Raw genomic sequence first — 16,233 nt, 5'->3', positions numbered from 1 at the left:
GGTTTAACGATAATTCAGTGATTGGCGTTGATACTGCCGCCGGATTTGCGCTGTTTCGTATTGCTGATAGCCCGAGATGGACGCAGGGAGAGACGCCTCAACACAAGAAAATGGCTCGGCCATTCGGGAATCAACATGGAAGCCACTGCTGGCCAGGTCGTTCATCTGGCAGATTATCGCCCCACCGATTTTGTGCTGGAACGGGTGGACCTGACGTTCGAACTGGATCCCAAACAGACATTGGTCATCCAGCGATCGTTGATGCACCGGCGGGAAGGCGCATCCGAACAGGCTCCGCTGGTCCTGGATGGCGACGAACTGACGCTGAAAGCAGTGGCGATCGATGGCAACCCGATCGATGAAAGCCAGTACAGCGTCAACGACAAGCAACTTGTCATCGGTAACCTGCCGACCGGCGTGACATTCGAAGTAACTGTCGAGACGATTATCGATCCCGAGGCCAATACCAAGCTGATGGGCCTTTACCGCACTAACGGCACCTATTGCACCCAATGCGAGGCCGAAGGGTTTCGCCGTATCACCTACTTCATGGACAGACCCGATGTCCTCGGGGTCTATACGATCACCATCATCGCCGACGGCTCTGCCAATCCGGTGATGCTTTCCAACGGCAACTTTCTCGGCGCCGGCGATTACGGCGACGGACGCCGTTTTTCCGCTTGGTATGACCCACATCCGAAACCGAGCTACCTTTTCGCGCTGGTGGCAGGCGATCTCGGCGTTGTAGAAGACACCTTCACCACCATGTCCGAGCGCGAAGTCGCTCTCAAGATCTACGTCGAGCACGGCAAAGAAGCCAGGGCGGCCTATGCGATGGACGCTCTGAAGCGTTCGATGAAATGGGATGAGGAGGCGTTTGGCCGCGAATACGACCTCGATATTTTCATGATCGTCGCCGTGTCCGATTTCAACATGGGCGCCATGGAGAACAAGGGGCTCAACGTCTTCAACGACAAGTACGTGCTGGCCGACCCCGAGACTGCAACTGACCAAGATTATGCCAATATCGAGGCGATCGTCGCCCACGAATATTTTCACAACTGGACCGGCAATCGCATCACCTGCCGCGACTGGTTCCAGCTTTGCCTCAAGGAAGGGCTGACAGTCTTCCGCGACCACGAGTTTTCGGCTGACCAGCGTTCACGCCCGGTCAAGCGCATTGCAGAGGTCCGCCACCTGAAAGCCGAACAGTTCGCCGAAGATTCCGGGCCTCTCGCTCATCCGGTGCGCCCGCAACTCTATCGCGAGATCAACAACTTCTACACGACCACGGTCTACGAGAAGGGCTCCGAAGTCACGCGCATGATCGCGACGTTGCTCGGCAGGCCGATGTTCCGCAAGGGCATGGATCTCTATTTCGAACGCCACGACGGTCAAGCCGTGACTATCGAGGACTTCGTCAAATGCTTCGAGGATGTCTCCGGCCGCGACCTGACCCAGTTTTCACTCTGGTATCATCAGTCCGGCACGCCGCTCGTATCGGTATCTGCGAACTACGACGCTGCTTCACAAGAATTCAAACTGTCGCTTGAGCAGATGATCCCGCCGACCCCCGGCCAACAGACCAAGGAACCCATGCATATCCCTCTCGCGATGGGACTGATCCTTGAGGATGGCAGCGATGCGAAGGCCGCCACAGTCACAGGCGGCGAGTTCACCGATGGCGTGCTGCACCTGACCGAGCGTACGCAGACGTTTGTATTCGAGGGCGTCGCGAACCGCCCTGCCCTGTCGCTCAACAGGAGCTTCTCGGCCCCCGTAAATCTCCACTTCGACCAGTCGGCGGAAGACATCGTCCATATTGCCCGGCATGACAGCGATCTGTTCTCGCGCTGGCAAGCGATCAACTATTTGGCTATCCAGGAACTGACGGCCGCGGTAAAGACGACCGAAGCCGGTGGAGACGTCGCCGCGAGCCCCGCGTTGACGTCGATCCTTATGGCAACAGCGTCTGACGAAGCACTCGAGCCTGCCTTCCGCGCCCAGGTGCTTGCCCTGCCGACAGAAGCTGACATTGCGCGTGAAATCGGCAGCAATATCGACAATGACGCGATCCACACCACGCGCAATGCCATCATGTATTCGATCGCCTCCGCCATCGCCGGGCCTCTCGAATACCTCCACGCAATGACGACGAACAACGGCGCATTCAGCCCGGATGCCGCCAGTGCCGGCCGCCGCAGCCTGCGCAATTCCGCACTCACCTGGCTCTCCCATATCGATGACGGTCCGGCTCGCGCCGCAGCAGCCTATGCCGCGGCGGACAACATGACAGAACTGGCTCATGCACTGACCGTGCTTGCGCATCGGTTCCCGGGATCGAACGAGGCCGAAGCCGCAATTGCCGAATTCGAACAGCGATTTGCAGCGAATCCGCTGGTGATTGACAAGTGGTTCATGATTCAGGCGACTGTGCCCGGCGATACGACGCTTCGCCGCGTCCAGGATTTGATGCGAGGATCGCATTTCGCTCCGAACAACCCCAATCGCTTGCGCTCGCTCATCGGCTCCTTTGCGATGTCGAACCCGACGGGTTTCAACCGTGCCGATGGCGAGGGCTATCGCTTCCTCGCCGAACGCATCGTCGAAATCGACGGACGCAATCCCCAGGTTGCAGCGCGCATCCTGACCTCCATGCGTTCGTGGCGCTCGCTGGAACCTGGCCGGGCCGCGCACGCAAAGTCCGCACTGCTGGCGATCGACCTGTCCGGCAGGTTGTCGACGGACGTTCGCGACCTGATAGACCGGATGCTGAAATCCTGACATCCCCATGAAATGACTGGCGATCCCGAAAAAAATCGCGAGTCATTTGAACGGGTTAAAAAAGCCTTAAGAAAAGCGGCTGGACAAGCCGATTCGGCAGTGATTCATTGTTGATGATTCGGGCGGGCGGCGCACCGAATCCACAAGAGAATCAAGGCGGAAAAGAATGACGGATGCGCGTCGAGGAAGCGTGACCGGCAGCCGGCTACGGTACGGCTTCAGGGGATTTCCGGGGATCGAGAGAATGATCCGGCAACGAACACGTGACTTTGCCGGCGGCGGTAAGGTCGAGCTTTCCAAAGTCGAGCCCATCCTCAAGCGTTCGATCCCCATCCTGATCACGCTTTTCCTGCTCGTCGTCGCAGCGGCACGTATGTCGGGTATCTATGCCGAAGTGGTTCGCATGGAGGGTGCGGCGCGCCTCCAGACCGAACTCATGGCGTCTGCGGCCGCCGCCGCCCAATATACTGCCGACGGCAACCCGAAAATCGCCGATCAGGCTGTCGGTGCGGCGACCGAACTTCGCGCCCTTGCGGAAGCTGTTACGACGGGATTTTCCACAGTTCTGCTCGTTGCCGACCGCACAGGCACGGTGGTCGCAACCACATCAGGAGCCGAGTCTTATAGGGGGCGCTATCTCCAGAGCATCGTGCCGCAGTTTTATGCCGACGCTACCGAAGCCGAGCCCCGGCTGGTGCTCGGCGGGGCCGAATACTTCGCGGCTTTCCGCTCGGTCCGCGCCGAGGCCGGCTATGTACTTGCTCTCACACCCACGACCATGATCAGTGCGCGCTGGCGTGAGGAGGTCTCGCTCAACGTCACACTTTTCACCGGCATCTCGGCCATCATCCTCGTCATTCTGTTCGCCTATTATACGCAGGCCAGGCGCTTGCGTGATGCTGACGAGGTTTTCGTCGAATCCAATATGCGCGTGGAGTCCGCACTTTCGCGCGGGCGCTGCGGGCTCTGGGATTTCGATATGGTCGATGGCCGGCTCTTCTGGTCGCGGTCGATGTACGAGATGCTCGGCATGCCTCCGCGTGAAGGTGTCCTCTCCTTCGGCGACGTCGCTCGAATGATGCACCCAGACGATCGTGCGATCTATGCGCTGGCGCGCGGCATCGCCCGCGGCGATCTGATGCAGATCGACCAGGTATTCCGTATGCGCCATGCTGCGGGGCACTATGTCTGGCTCAGGGCCCGTGCCCAGATCATCCGCTCACCGTCGAAACGGCCCCACCTTATCGGCATCGCCATGGACGTGACCGAGCAACACAAGTTGGCGCAGCGCTATGCGGAAGCCGACCAGCGGCTGGCCGATGCCATCGAATCCACGACGGAAGCGTTCGTTCTCTGGGACAAGAACGATCGATTGGTCATGTGCAACGCCCACTACCAGCAGGCCTACGGATTGCCGGATCAGGTTCTGGTGCCCGGCGCCGAACGCCTGATTGTCCTTGCATCGGCATCGCGCCCGGTCATCGAGCGCCGGCTTGCGGATCCAGATCCGGGTCACTGCCATTCGCAGACCACCGAGGTTCAGCTTGCAGACGGCCGTTGGCTCCAGATCAACGAGCGCCGGACGCATGACGGCGGTCTTGTTTCCGTAGGCACCGACATCACGCTGATGAAGCGACATCAGGAACGGCTAAGGGAATCCGAACGGCGGTTGATGGCGACGATCGGAGACCTCTCGGCATCACGTGCCAAGCTGGAACGACAGGCTGCCGAGCTCTCCAACGCCAATGCGAATTACCAGGCGGAAAAGGAACGGGCCGAAGCCGCCAATCGTGCCAAATCCGAGTTCCTCGCCAACATGTCACATGAGTTGCGCACGCCGCTCAACGCCATCCTCGGCTTCTCGGAAATCCTGCAGAACGAGATGTTCGGGCCGCTCGGTTGCGACAAATACTTCGAGTATTCTTGCGATATCCACGAGAGCGGCAAGCATCTGCTCAACGTCATCAGCGACATTCTTGATATGTCCAAGATCGAGGCCGGCCATCTCAAGCTTCGTCTCGAGCCGACCGATCTATCTTTGCTTATTGAGGAAAGCCTGCGTTTCGTTTCCATTGCCGCGGAACTGAAAAACATCACAGTGGAACAGCGGGTCGTTGGCGATCTCAATCTCAGGGCTGATCGCCGCGCCATGAAACAGATCATGCTCAACCTGCTTTCGAACGCCGTCAAGTTCACCAATCCGGACGGTCGCATCATCGTGCGGTGCAAGCGTGTCGGCCAGTCCATTTGCCTGACGATCGCTGACACCGGCATTGGCATACCTAAGGCGGCCATGCAGAAGATCGGCCAGCCCTTCGAGCAGGTCCAGAGCCAGTATGCGAAGAGCCAGGGCGGCTCCGGCCTGGGCCTGGCGATCTCACGCTCACTCGCCCAGCTTCATGGCGGTGAAATGGGAATCCGCTCTTGCGAAGGGCGTGGCACGATCATTGTCGTGCGGATCTGACTGGCAAGTGACGGTCCTGACCACGACCTTGAAGATCTTGCGCACCGCCTGTGATGCCTGCCGCAACTCCCCTTCGAGCACCTTGAGGTCCGGAACTTCGGCTACCTGGCAAAGCAGTTCCTTGAGGCCTTCCGGCGCTTCCTTCGGATCGAACGGACCGTCGATGCAGAGCCTCACGATCTGGGCGATATCGGAATAGAGCCTCAGGGAAGCACGCACGGTATCGACATCGGCGGGCGCCATAAGATGAGCGCCGAAGCGCTGGAGCACAGCATCGGTGTTGGGGTCGAGATCTCGCACATCCAGCCCGCGCGCCGGCGCGATCAGTGTCATGAACTGCGCGATGAATTCGATATCCACCAGCCCACCAGCAATAAGTTTCACGTCCCAAATATCGCGCGGCGGTTTTTCCTTGTCGATCATCTGGCGCATTTCGACGACGTCGGCGGCGATCTTGGCGACATTGTCCACGCGCGACAGAACGCGCGTTATGATCGCCTGCGCTGATGCCGCCAGGCCGGAATCACCCGCGATGATCCGCGCGCGCGTCAACGCCATGTGTTCCCAGGTCCAGGCCTCCTCGAACTGATACTTCTCAAATGTTCTCAGGCGGGTGGCGACCGGTCCCTTGTTACCTGATGGGCGCAGTCGCATATCGACTTCGTAGAGAACGCCCTCGGCCGTCGGTGCCGACAGGGCGGCTGTCAGTCGTTGGGTCAACCGGGAGAAATAGCGGCTCGCATCGATCGGCTTGGGACCTGCGGATTCGGCCGCCTCGTCGTCATAGTCGTAAAGCAGGATAAGGTCGATGTCGGAACCGCCGGTCATCTCGCCGCTGCCGAGCTTGCCCATGCCGATGATGGCAACCTGCCCGCCTGGAAAAGGTCCGTGAACGGCTTCCAGTTCTGTTCGGACGGCGGCCAGGGTCTCGACGATCACAAGATCGGCAAGATCGGTAAATGCCGTGGCAGCGGTCGTCCCCTCGATGGCGCCAGTCAGCAACCGAATGCCGATGAGAAATTTCTGCTCGAATGCAAAGATCCTCAATCTATCCAGTATGTCCTCGAAATGGGTGGCGCCTGCGAGAAAGGTCGTCAGCCTCGCCGCGAGATAGGCACGGGTGGGCAACTCCGAGATCAGCCCGGGATCGAGCATGCCGTCGAAGACATGCGGCTTGGACGCAATGATCCCCGCCAGCTTTGGCGCAGCAGACATGATCGTGGCGAGCAGCGAAAGCAGGGAGGGATTGGAAGACAGCAGGGAGAACAGCTGAATTCCTGATGGCAATCCCGAAATGAACTGATCAAAGCGCATCAGGGCTTCATCTGCCCGTTTGCTCTCGCCGAAGATCTTCAATAATTCGGGCATCAGTTCCGTCAGTCGCTCGCGCGCTTCGACGGATTGGGTCGCCCGATAACGCCCGTAATGCCAGCCCCGGATGGTGCGGGACATGTCCTCGGGGCGCTGGAAACCGAGCTTCTGCAGTGTCTTGAGCGTGTCCGGATCGTCCTTCTGGCCCGTAAAGACCAGGTTTCCACTATCGGTGGACAGCTTGTTTTCCTGTTCGAAAAGCTGGGCATATCGGCGTTCCACAGTCTTCAGAACCTGGGTCAACGCCTTGGAGAAGGCGGAGGTATCGGCATAGCCTTGCATATAAGCTATTCGCTTCAGCTCGGCCTCGGTGGTCGGCAGGATGTGCGTCTGCTCGTCATGCACCATCTGCACACGGTGTTCGACAGAGCGCAGGAACCAGTAGGCATCCGTTAGTTCCTCGCGGGTCGCGGCGTCGATCCATCGCGCATCTTCGAGCGCCCGCAATGCAACCTGGGTACTGCGAGAACGCAATTCCGGCATGCGTCCACCGGCAATCAGTTGCTGCGTCTGTGCGAAAAACTCGATTTCCCGGATCCCACCGCGTCCAAGCTTGATGTTGTGGCCTTTTACGGCAATTTCGCCGTGGCCCTTGTGCACGTGGATCTGGCGCTTGATCGAATGGATGTCGGAAATCGCAGCATAATCGAGATATTTCCGGAACACGAAGGGCACGAGTTCGCGCAGAAACCGTTCTCCCGCCTCGATATCGCCGGCTACGGGCCGCGCCTTGATGTAGGCAGCACGCTCCCAGTTCTGCCCCCGGCCTTCGTAATAGAGGATTGCAGCGTCCACGGGAATGGCAAGTGGCGTCGACCCAGGATCCGGTCGCAGGCGTAGGTCGGTCCGGAACACGTAGCCATCGCCGGTCCTGTCCTGCAGGATGCGGATCATGCGCCGCAGCATGCGCGCATAGGTGTCCGTGCCATCTTCCGGCTCGGTCAGGATGCCGGCTTCGGGATCGTAGAAAACCACGACGTCGATATCGGAGGAGTAATTGAGCTCCCTGCCGCCGAGCTTGCCCATGCCGAGGACGATAAGCCCCGACGACTTTGAAGGCTGGGTTTCATCGACAAGGCGCACCTTGCCGGCAACGTGGGATGCCTGGAGAAGATGGTCGATGGCGGCGGCGACCGATGCTTCGGCGAGATCGGTCAGCCAGCCCGTGGTTTCGCGACCGTCAAACAGCTTGGCCAGATCGGCAAGCGCAATCAGGAAGGCGGCACGGCGCTTGGCCTTGCGCAAGGCGGTCATCAGCTCCGCTTCGGTGCAATCGCGCCAGGTGTGCCGAACCGCTTCTACTGTCTGGCGAAGCGCGCTCCGTAGATCAGTGGTCAGCGCTACCGCGAGGAGGCTCGGGTCCACGCGGGCGATGTCGCGCAAAAAAGGAGAAAGCGAAAGTGCCGCAATGACAAACTCCCGATCCGGCGTCTCACCCGCCAAAAGGGAAGCGATTGCTGGCTCTCCCTTTGCCCAGTCCTTGAGATCCGCGATCACGGACTTCGCTTCCTGCTGGCTGAGCGGCCTGAGCGGATTGACAGGCAGAGAAGAGAGCTGTGCTGCCGGCAAAGTCTCAGTTGAAGCTGCTGCACTGTTCGACATGGATCCCCCAAAATGTCATTTCTCGGCCTCCTCCTCGGGAAAGACCATGATCACGGACAGTCCCTTGCCGGTCTCCCGGCCTGGATCGGTGGCTGCCAAAGCGATGCTGCCACCATGAAGCTCCATTACCGCGACCGCAAGCGAAAGACCAAGGCCGGTACCAGGTTTGGACCGGCTTTCATCGAGCCGGTAGAACCGTTGCACGACCTCGTCATACTTGTCTTCTGGAACTCCCGGACCATGATCGGCGACTTTCAACAGGATCGCTCGATGCGAACGCTCGACCGAAATCGCGATCTCCGGCTTCTGGTCATTCTCGCCATATTTGATCGCATTGTCGATCAGGTTCGAAATCGCCTGACCGATCAGTTCGCGATTTCCCCGCACCAGCATGCCCGGCGCGATCGATTTGACAATCGTGATACCCTGATCCTCCGCAACCGGCTCGTAGAGCTCGATGAATTCAGCGGCAATTTCCGACAGATCGAGGTCGGACATTTCCGCAGCAGCAGATCCGGCCTCGACGCGAGAAATCATCAGCAACGCATTGAACGTGCGGATCAACTGGTCGGACTCTGAGATCACATCCTCAAGTGCGGCTCGATACTCCTGCTCCGGCCGCTCGCCTGCAAGTGCGCTCTCAGCCCTGTTGCGCAGACGCGTGAGCGGCGTCTTCAGGTCATGGGCGATGTTGTCCGAGACCTGGCGCAAGCCCTCGTTCAGTTTTTCCATGCGTGCCAGCATCGCATTCAGTGAAACGGAAAGGCGGTCGAACTCGTCGCCGGCGCCTGTGACAGGCAGCCGTTGGGAAAGGTCGCCGCCCATGATCTTCTGTGCGGCCACTGATGTCCGGTCGATCCGGTTCAACGCATTGCGGCCGATAGCAAACCAGATGATCAAGGCGCCAAGCCCCATAACGCCAAGCGCCAGCATCAACGCGTGGCGCACCATCTGGCGCGCGTTTTCGGGCTCGCCGAGGTCGCGCCCGACGAGGACCCGCAATCCGTTTTCAAAGAAGAAAACATGGGCAATGGCTGCGTGGCGATCATTCTTGTCGCGATCGCCGTAGCGTTGATAGAGGAACGGCTTGTTGGTCCAGCCTTCCTCGTCCAGAACCCCGGGCTGAAGCGAGGCGACGTTACCGGCCAGAATCTCGCCATTCGGCCCAGCGATCACATAAAGATTGGCGCCGGGCTGGTGAGAGCGGTTTTCCAGGAACTTCAACAGCGCAGCGATTCCGCCCCGCGAATAGATGTCATCGAGTTCCTGAACCTCCGATGCCACCGAATCCCGCATCCGGGACTGCAACTGGGTCTCGGAAACCGACGAAACGTAGAGCACCAGCAGCGCAGCACAGGCGGAAAACAGCAGCAGATAGAGTGCGGACAAACGCAGCGCTGTGTTTCTGGCAAGCGCCTGCAACCGGCTGGGTGCCGACATTATCCGTCGTCCTTGATCATATAGCCCGCACCACGAATGGTCCGCAGCAACGGCTTGTCGAAATCCTTTTCGATCTTGGATCTCAGCCGGGAAACATGCACGTCGATGACGTTTGTCTGTGGGTCAAAATGGTAATCCCAGACATTCTCCAGCAGCATCGTACGCGTTACCACCTGACCGGCATTTTTCATCAGGTATTCGAGCAAGCGGTATTCGCGTGGCTGCAGCAGGATCTCCTTGCCCTGCCGGCGCACCTCATGAGACAGCCGATCGAGCTCAAGGTCGCCCACTTTGTAGACCATGTCCTGTTCGGGCTGGCCACGACGACGTCCCAACACTTCGACACGTGCCAGCAACTCGGTGAACGAGTAAGGCTTTGGCAGATAATCATCTCCTCCGGCCCGAAGACCGGTTACGCGATCGTCAACCTGACCGAGAGCCGAAAGAATGAGTACGGGTGTATTGATGTTCTTCTTCCGGAGTTCGATGATCACGGAAAGACCGTCCCTGCGCGGTAGCATCCGGTCCACGACGAGCACGTCATAGGTGTTCTCGGTGGCCATGAACAGGCCGCTTTCACCATCGCTTGCATGGTCGATCGTGTGGCCCGCCTCGCGAAATGCCTTGGCGAGATAGCTTGCAGCATCCAGATCGTCTTCAATGATGAGAATCTTCATGGCGGCAGGATAGGCAGGAAAGCGCTGGACAGGAAGCCCCCCCTTCGTGGGAAGGGAGGGCAGACGAAGCGAAGCAGAAGAGACTTATCAGCCGAGTGGCAGGGCCACGAACCGATTGCCGTTCTGATCCTCGATCTGGAACAGCGCCTTCTTGCGGCCGTCCTTCTTGGCGGATTCGATCACCTTCTGGATATCCTCAGCGGAGCTGACCGTCTGGTTGTTGACAGAAGTGATCTTCTCACCCTGTTTCAGACCCTTGTCGGCAGCGTCGGACTGCGGATTGACAGATGTAATCCGTACGCCGTTGCCATCATCAGCAGGTGTGACGATGATACCGAGCTTGTCCAGCGTCTGCTCGGTCGGGCTCTGGTTCTCATCCGTACCCTGCTGGGGCTGGGCAGAAGCCTCCTTGTTGTCCACAGGCAGCGTTCCGAGCGTTACCTTGACGCTCACTGACTTGCCATCACGCCAGACGGATACATCCACGACTTTGCCCGGATCCATGGAGCCGATCTTCCGAGCGAGCTCTTTCGGACCCTTCACCGTTTCGCCATCGACGGCAGTGATAACGTCGCCAACCTTGATGCCGGCCTTGTCGCCAGGCGATCCGGTCTGCGGTTCGTTGACCAGTGCACCGGCAGCCTCGGCCAGGCCGAGCGAGTCGGCGACGTCCTGCGTCACAGGCTCGATCTTTACGCCAAGCCAGCCGCGGGCGATGTCGCCGCCCTTGATCAGCTTGGTGACGACATCCTTGGCAACGGATGCAGGAATGGCGAAGGCAATGCCGACATTGCCGCCGGTCGGCGAGAAGATTGCGGTGTTGATCCCGACGACTTCGCCTTCGAGGTTAAAGGTCGGTCCGCCGGAATTGCCGCGATTGACGGCAGCATCCACCTGCAGGAAGTCGTCATACGGGCCCTGGCCAAGGTCACGGCTGCGTGCCGAAACGATACCGGCAGTCACCGTGCCGCCGAGGCCGAAGGGGTTGCCCACTGCAACCACCCAATCGCCGACGCGAACCTTGCTGTCATCTGCAAACTGCACGTAGGTGAACTTGCGCTTTTCATCGACCTTCAGAACCGCGAGATCCGTACGCGGATCGCGGCCAATCATCTTGGCATCCATTTCCGTGCCGTCAGCGAGCACCACGGTAAAGGCGCTGCCGCCGTCAACCACGTGATTGTTGGTGACGAGATAACCATCCTCGGAGATGAAGAACCCGGAGCCCTGCGAGGTCGGGCGAAGGCGCGGCTTCATGTCCTTGTCGCGATTGCCATAACGCTTCCAGTGATCCTGACCAGGGTCAGGCGTCTGGTTGCCAAACTGGTCACCGCCGAATTCGCGGAAGAAGCGCTTCAGCGGGTGATCGTCCGGCAGGTTGTCAAAGCCACCGGGGCCACCGAAATTGAAACCATAGCTGTCGGTGTCCGAGGCTGGCGTAGCGCGAGACTGAACGCGCACAGACACAACGGCGGGGGTAACGGCGCTCACAACATCCGCGAAGCCGGGCAACTGCTGGGCATTTTCCAGCTTCACGGCAGCAGCTTCCGCAGATTGAATGCGCAGCGGCGCTCCGGTCACCAGCACAGCAGCGGCAATACCGGCAATGGTGCCGGCCTTGAGGAGCGAGGTGAGTGACGTGCGGGAAGCGATCTTACCGGTCATTTGCATTTTCCTTCCATTCAGCGAAGCATGATGAACTTCGACCTATCAATGATGGGAAAATTACTAATGCATACCACCTTGCGGTATTGTTTCCGGCTCATGAACATTCGGTAATGTGTAGCGATTACTCGCCAAGAATAGATTTGAGCTTCTGCTTCTCGTCGTCCGTCAGCGCTGTCGCTTCCCGTTTTTGTGGCCGCTTGCGAAGCTGGAACGCCAGCACGACGCCACCGATCGCAAGCAGCGCGACCGGCATGCCCCATAACAGAATCGTATGCGCACTGAGACGGGGCTTCAGCAAAACGAACTCGCCATAGCGGGAAACCAGATAGTCGATGACCTGCTCATCGGTATCTCCAGCCTTCAGCCGTTCACGGACCAGGAGCCGCAGATCCTTGGCGAGATCCGCGTTTGAATCATCGATCGACTGGTTCTGGCACACCATGCAGCGAAGCCCGGCCGACAGTGCCCGTGCACGCGCTTCCAGGGCAGGATCGGAAAGAACCTCATCCGGATTGACGGCGAAAGCCGGCAACGCGGCCAGCATCAGGAAAATCGCCGCGATCACCGCTCTCATTCGGCCGCTCCCGCTGCTGTGGCTGAGGTTGCTGAGGCCTTCGTCCGCTTTGCCGGCGCTCCGACGCGCAGGCGCCGGTCGGAAAGGGAAACGAAGCCGCCCGCCATCATCACGAGCGCACCCAGCCAGATGCAAAGAATCCACGGCTTGTACCAGATACGCACGACGAGCTTGCCATCCTCCGTCTTGTCCCCGATCGACAGGTAGAGCTGGGAAAAGCCGAAGGTCATGATGCCTGCTTCAGTCGTCGGCATCTGACGGGCGGTATAAATGCGCTTGGCACTGTTGGTGTCCGCCACCTGCTTCCCGTCCCTGAACACCGTAAAATGCGCGACATCCTCGATATAGTTCGGGCCTTTGCCTTCAGACTCGCGATCGAAGCGGATGACATAGGCACCGTTGACGATTTCCTCGCCAACCTTCATTTCAAGAATGTGTTCGGTTTCCCAGCTGGTGACAATCACAATACCGAGAACCGAGACGCCAAGCCCCAGATGCGCAAGCGCAGTGCCGATTGCCGATCGCGGCAAGCCAACAAGCCGCCTCAGGCCAGTCGCAACGCCTGCCTTTGCAAACCCGCCCCTGAACCACAGGTCCGTCAATGCGCCGAGCACGAGGTACAGACCGGCTGCGATGCCGGCAATCGCCAGCATCGGGCCGTTGTCGCTTGCAATCCACACGACAATCCCCAATGCGAGCGAAACCACCAGCGCGAATCTGAGCTTCCGGGTCACCGCTGACATATCGCCACGCTTCCAGGCCAGCAGCGGCCCGAACGGCAGGACCAGGAACAGCGGCGCCATCAGCCATCCGAAAGCGATATTGAAGAAAGGCGCACCCACGGAAATCTTTTCGCCCGTCAGGGACTCCAGAAGCAGCGGATAAAGCGTACCGGTCAACACCGCCCCTGTCGCCACGACCAGGATCAGATTGTTGAGGACCAACGCGCCTTCACGCGATACCGGCTGAAACAGCCCTCCCGGTGCAAGCGTCGGGGCCCGAAAAGCAAACAGCGCGAATGCACCGCCGATGAACAGTGCGAGAATTCCGAGGATGAACACGCCACGCGATGGATCGCTAGCGAAAGCATGCACCGATGTCAGCACGCCGGACCGGACAAGAAATGTGCCGAGCAGCGACAACGAAAAGGTCATGATCGCCAGCAGCACCGTCCAGATCTTCAGCGCGTTTCGCTTTTCCATCACCAGCGCCGAGTGCAGCAGCGCAGTTCCCGCCAGCCAGGGCATGAAGGACGCGTTTTCCACCGGGTCCCAGAACCACCAGCCGCCCCAGCCGAGCTCGTAATAGGCCCAGTAGGAGCCCATCGCGATACCTGCGGTCAGGAATGTCCATGCCAGCAGCGTCCAGGGACGAACCCACCGGGCCCAGGCCGCATCGATCCGGCCATCGATCAGGGCAGCCACGGCAAAGGAAAAGCAGACCGAGAAGCCGACATAACCGAGGTAAAGCAGTGGCGGATGAATCGCCAACCCGAGATCCTGCAGGACCGGGTTCAGATCGCGCCCCTCGGCCGGCGCCGGCACCAGTTGCGGCATGGAGGCGGAGCGGATGAACGGATTTGAGGTCAGAAGCACGAAAAGCAGGAAGGCGGATGCAATCCAGCCCTGCACGACAAGCACATTGGCCTTCAGGGTCTTGGGAAGATTTTCGCCGAAAAGCGCGACCAGCGCAGAGAAGAACACCAGGATCAGGAGCCAGAGCATCATCGATCCCTCGTGATTGCCCCAGACGCCGGAGATCTTGTAGATCATCGGCATCATCGAATGCGAGTTCTCCCAGACGGTGACGACCGAAAAATCCGAAGTGACATAAGCCCAGGTCAGCGCCAGGTAGGAGAGCGCCACGAGCAGAAAGGTCGCAAATGCTCCTGTGGTGGCAACATCCATCAATCTGGAATCGCGGCGAAGGGTACCTACGATGGGCACAAGTGCCTGCACCAGCGCCGCAGCGAGGGCCAGAGCCAGCAGAAAATGACCGAGCTCGATGATCATTTGATGGTTTCCTTGCCGCTCAGCGTAACACCCTTTTCTTTCAGGCGGTCTGCGACATCCTTGGGCATATAGGTTTCGTCATGCTTGGCAAGCACGCTGTCGGCCTGAAAGACCGGCGGCGTTGACGGCGACAAGACCCCCTCAGTCACGACGCCCTGCCCTTCCCGGAAAAGATCGGGAAGAATTCCGGTATAGGATACTGAAATCGTACCGATCGTATCCGTCACTTCGAAGGTCTCGTGCATTCCCTGCCCGCGCGTCCAGGAGCCCGGCTTGACCAGACCACCCAAACGAATTCGCGTTCCAACTGGAACTTCAGCCTTTTGCAGGTCGGAAGGCACATAAAAATAGGCGACCGACTGACTGAAAGCAAACATGACAAGCAGTACCGCAGCCATCAAGAATGCCACGCCACCGCCAATCAGTGTCAACCGCTTCTGCTTCCGGGTCATTGGCTGGCGCCCTCCGCTGGCAATCCCATTTCCTTGGCAAGCGCGATCAATGCCTTGCCATTTTCGCTATCGGCCGGAAAGACGGCCAGCCCACGTTTCAACGCATCTGCCGCCTTGGCAGGCTCATTGAGCACGCCGTAGGACCGGATCAGCCGTTGCCACCCCTCGAAATTGGCAGGATCGTCCTTGAGGCGCGCATCGAGGCTTTCGACCATGGTGCGAATCATCTGGTTGCGATCTTCGGCGTTCATACCCGACGCGGCCTCGATATCGGCCGCATCCGGATTGCCAGGTGCCTTGTCGCCTTGCACGCCCGAACGCTTGGCGTTCTCCAGTTGAACGCTGACAACCTCGCGCCACGGCGCGTCGGAAGGCGCGTCCTTCAGCAGCGCTTCGAAGCCTGAAATCGCAGCGTCGCGCTTACCGGCCTGCGCATCGGCAAGCGCGATATAGAAGCGCGCGCGCGGATCTTGCGGATCCAGCTCAAGCGCCTGTTTGAATGCCCCCAACGCATCCTTGGTCACCTGTCCCTGAGCCCCGGCTGCCAGCGCCTCGCCGAGGCTGCCGTAACGGGCAGCATCGCCGCCAAGCGCCTTGATGGCATGCTGCCAGGCATTCGCTGCCTCGGCGGCGCGCATCTGGCGCATGTAGATCGGCGCCAGAAGTTCCCAGCCCTTGCCATCGCCGGGCGTCGCCGCAAGATGCGTCTCCATCTTGGCTATCAGGATGTTGATGTCCGGCTCGGCGCTCGTCATCCGTCCGGCAAGCGGTTGATCCGGTTCACCGGGGTTGCCCATCTTGTTGTAGATGAGGCTCCCGCCGAGCGGCAGCAGCAGACAGAGAAACAGCGCAAACAACAGGGCGGCGGGCCGCGGCGCATGGCCGGCAGACGTGCCGGCGCTTTCATCGGTAGCCGCAATCAGCCTGCGGGCTATTTCGCTGCGAGCCTGATTGGCCTCGGATGGACCGATCAGGCCGGCCTTTTCATCGCGGTCCACTTCGCCCAACTGGTCTCTGTAGACTTCGGCATCGTTCCTGCCATCGGCAGATTCGATCTTCCCCGCGCGCAGCAGCGGCGAGGCAATCATTATGGCGGTCAATGCCGCAAGCATCAGGGCAACAATCCAGAACATGGTGTTCGACCCACTAAATGATCGTGTGTCGCATTCCAATGCGCCAGATCAAAGAT

Annotated in this window: 9 protein-coding genes and 1 pseudogene; 2 read left to right on the top strand and 8 right to left on the bottom strand. The window is 59.5% G+C overall.

What is annotated here, in order from left to right:
- The first annotated feature begins 135 nt into the window (after positions 1-135).
- Both pepN and JJB09_RS03570 read left to right on the top strand, forming a co-directional pair.
- Positions 136-2,784, top strand: coding sequence for an aminopeptidase N (pepN, locus tag JJB09_RS03575; RefSeq protein ID WP_201653221.1), 2,649 nt, complete (start codon positions 136-138; stop codon positions 2,782-2,784).
- A 166-nt stretch (positions 2,785-2,950) separates the two neighbouring features.
- Entirely contained in the window at positions 2,951-5,248 is a 2,298-nt protein-coding gene (locus JJB09_RS03570; RefSeq protein WP_201653218.1) for a sensor histidine kinase, read from the top strand.
- Positions 5,249-5,263: 15 nt separating this feature from the next.
- Here JJB09_RS03570 and JJB09_RS03565 read toward each other — a convergent pair.
- The 8 genes and pseudogenes from JJB09_RS03565 to ccmI form a co-directional block, all read right to left on the bottom strand.
- Positions 5,264-8,221, bottom strand: a pseudogene (locus JJB09_RS03565) (bifunctional [glutamine synthetase] adenylyltransferase/[glutamine synthetase]-adenylyl-L-tyrosine phosphorylase); the annotation flags it as partial.
- Between the two features lie 15 nt (positions 8,222-8,236).
- Positions 8,237-9,661: a sensor histidine kinase gene (locus tag JJB09_RS03560; RefSeq protein ID WP_201653213.1), complete on the bottom strand. Its 1,425-nt coding sequence runs from the start codon at positions 9,659-9,661 to the stop codon at positions 8,237-8,239.
- On the bottom strand, positions 9,661-10,338 hold the full coding sequence (locus JJB09_RS03555; protein WP_201653209.1) for a response regulator transcription factor: 678 nt from the start codon (positions 10,336-10,338) through the stop codon (positions 9,661-9,663). Before JJB09_RS03555 ends, JJB09_RS03560 begins: the two co-directional genes overlap by 1 nt.
- Positions 10,339-10,425: 87 nt before the next feature.
- Positions 10,426-12,003, bottom strand: coding sequence for a Do family serine endopeptidase (locus JJB09_RS03550; protein ID WP_201653206.1), 1,578 nt, complete (start codon positions 12,001-12,003; stop codon positions 10,426-10,428).
- A gap of 124 nt (positions 12,004-12,127) precedes the next feature.
- Complete coding sequence (locus JJB09_RS03545; RefSeq protein WP_201653203.1) at positions 12,128-12,580, bottom strand: cytochrome c-type biogenesis protein; 453 nt, start codon at positions 12,578-12,580, stop codon at positions 12,128-12,130.
- Complete coding sequence (locus JJB09_RS03540; protein ID WP_201653200.1) at positions 12,577-14,592, bottom strand: heme lyase CcmF/NrfE family subunit; 2,016 nt, start codon at positions 14,590-14,592, stop codon at positions 12,577-12,579. The genes JJB09_RS03545 and JJB09_RS03540 overlap by 4 nt, the downstream gene beginning before the upstream one ends.
- A complete protein-coding gene (gene ccmE, locus JJB09_RS03535; protein WP_201653197.1) occupies positions 14,589-15,044 on the bottom strand; it encodes a cytochrome c maturation protein CcmE in 456 nt (151 codons plus the stop codon). Before ccmE ends, JJB09_RS03540 begins: the two co-directional genes overlap by 4 nt.
- Positions 15,041-16,177, bottom strand: a complete 1,137-nt coding sequence (ccmI, locus tag JJB09_RS03530) for a c-type cytochrome biogenesis protein CcmI (protein ID WP_201653194.1) — start codon at positions 16,175-16,177, stop codon at positions 15,041-15,043. Before ccmI ends, ccmE begins: the two co-directional genes overlap by 4 nt.
- Positions 16,178-16,233: the final 56 nt, after the last annotated feature.

It is taken from the genome of Phytoamicus setariae, assembly GCF_016722925.1.
Lineage (GTDB): Bacteria > Pseudomonadota > Alphaproteobacteria > Rhizobiales > Rhizobiaceae > Rhizobium_E > Rhizobium_E setariae.
This window is presented reverse-complemented; position numbering and strand designations above follow the sequence as displayed.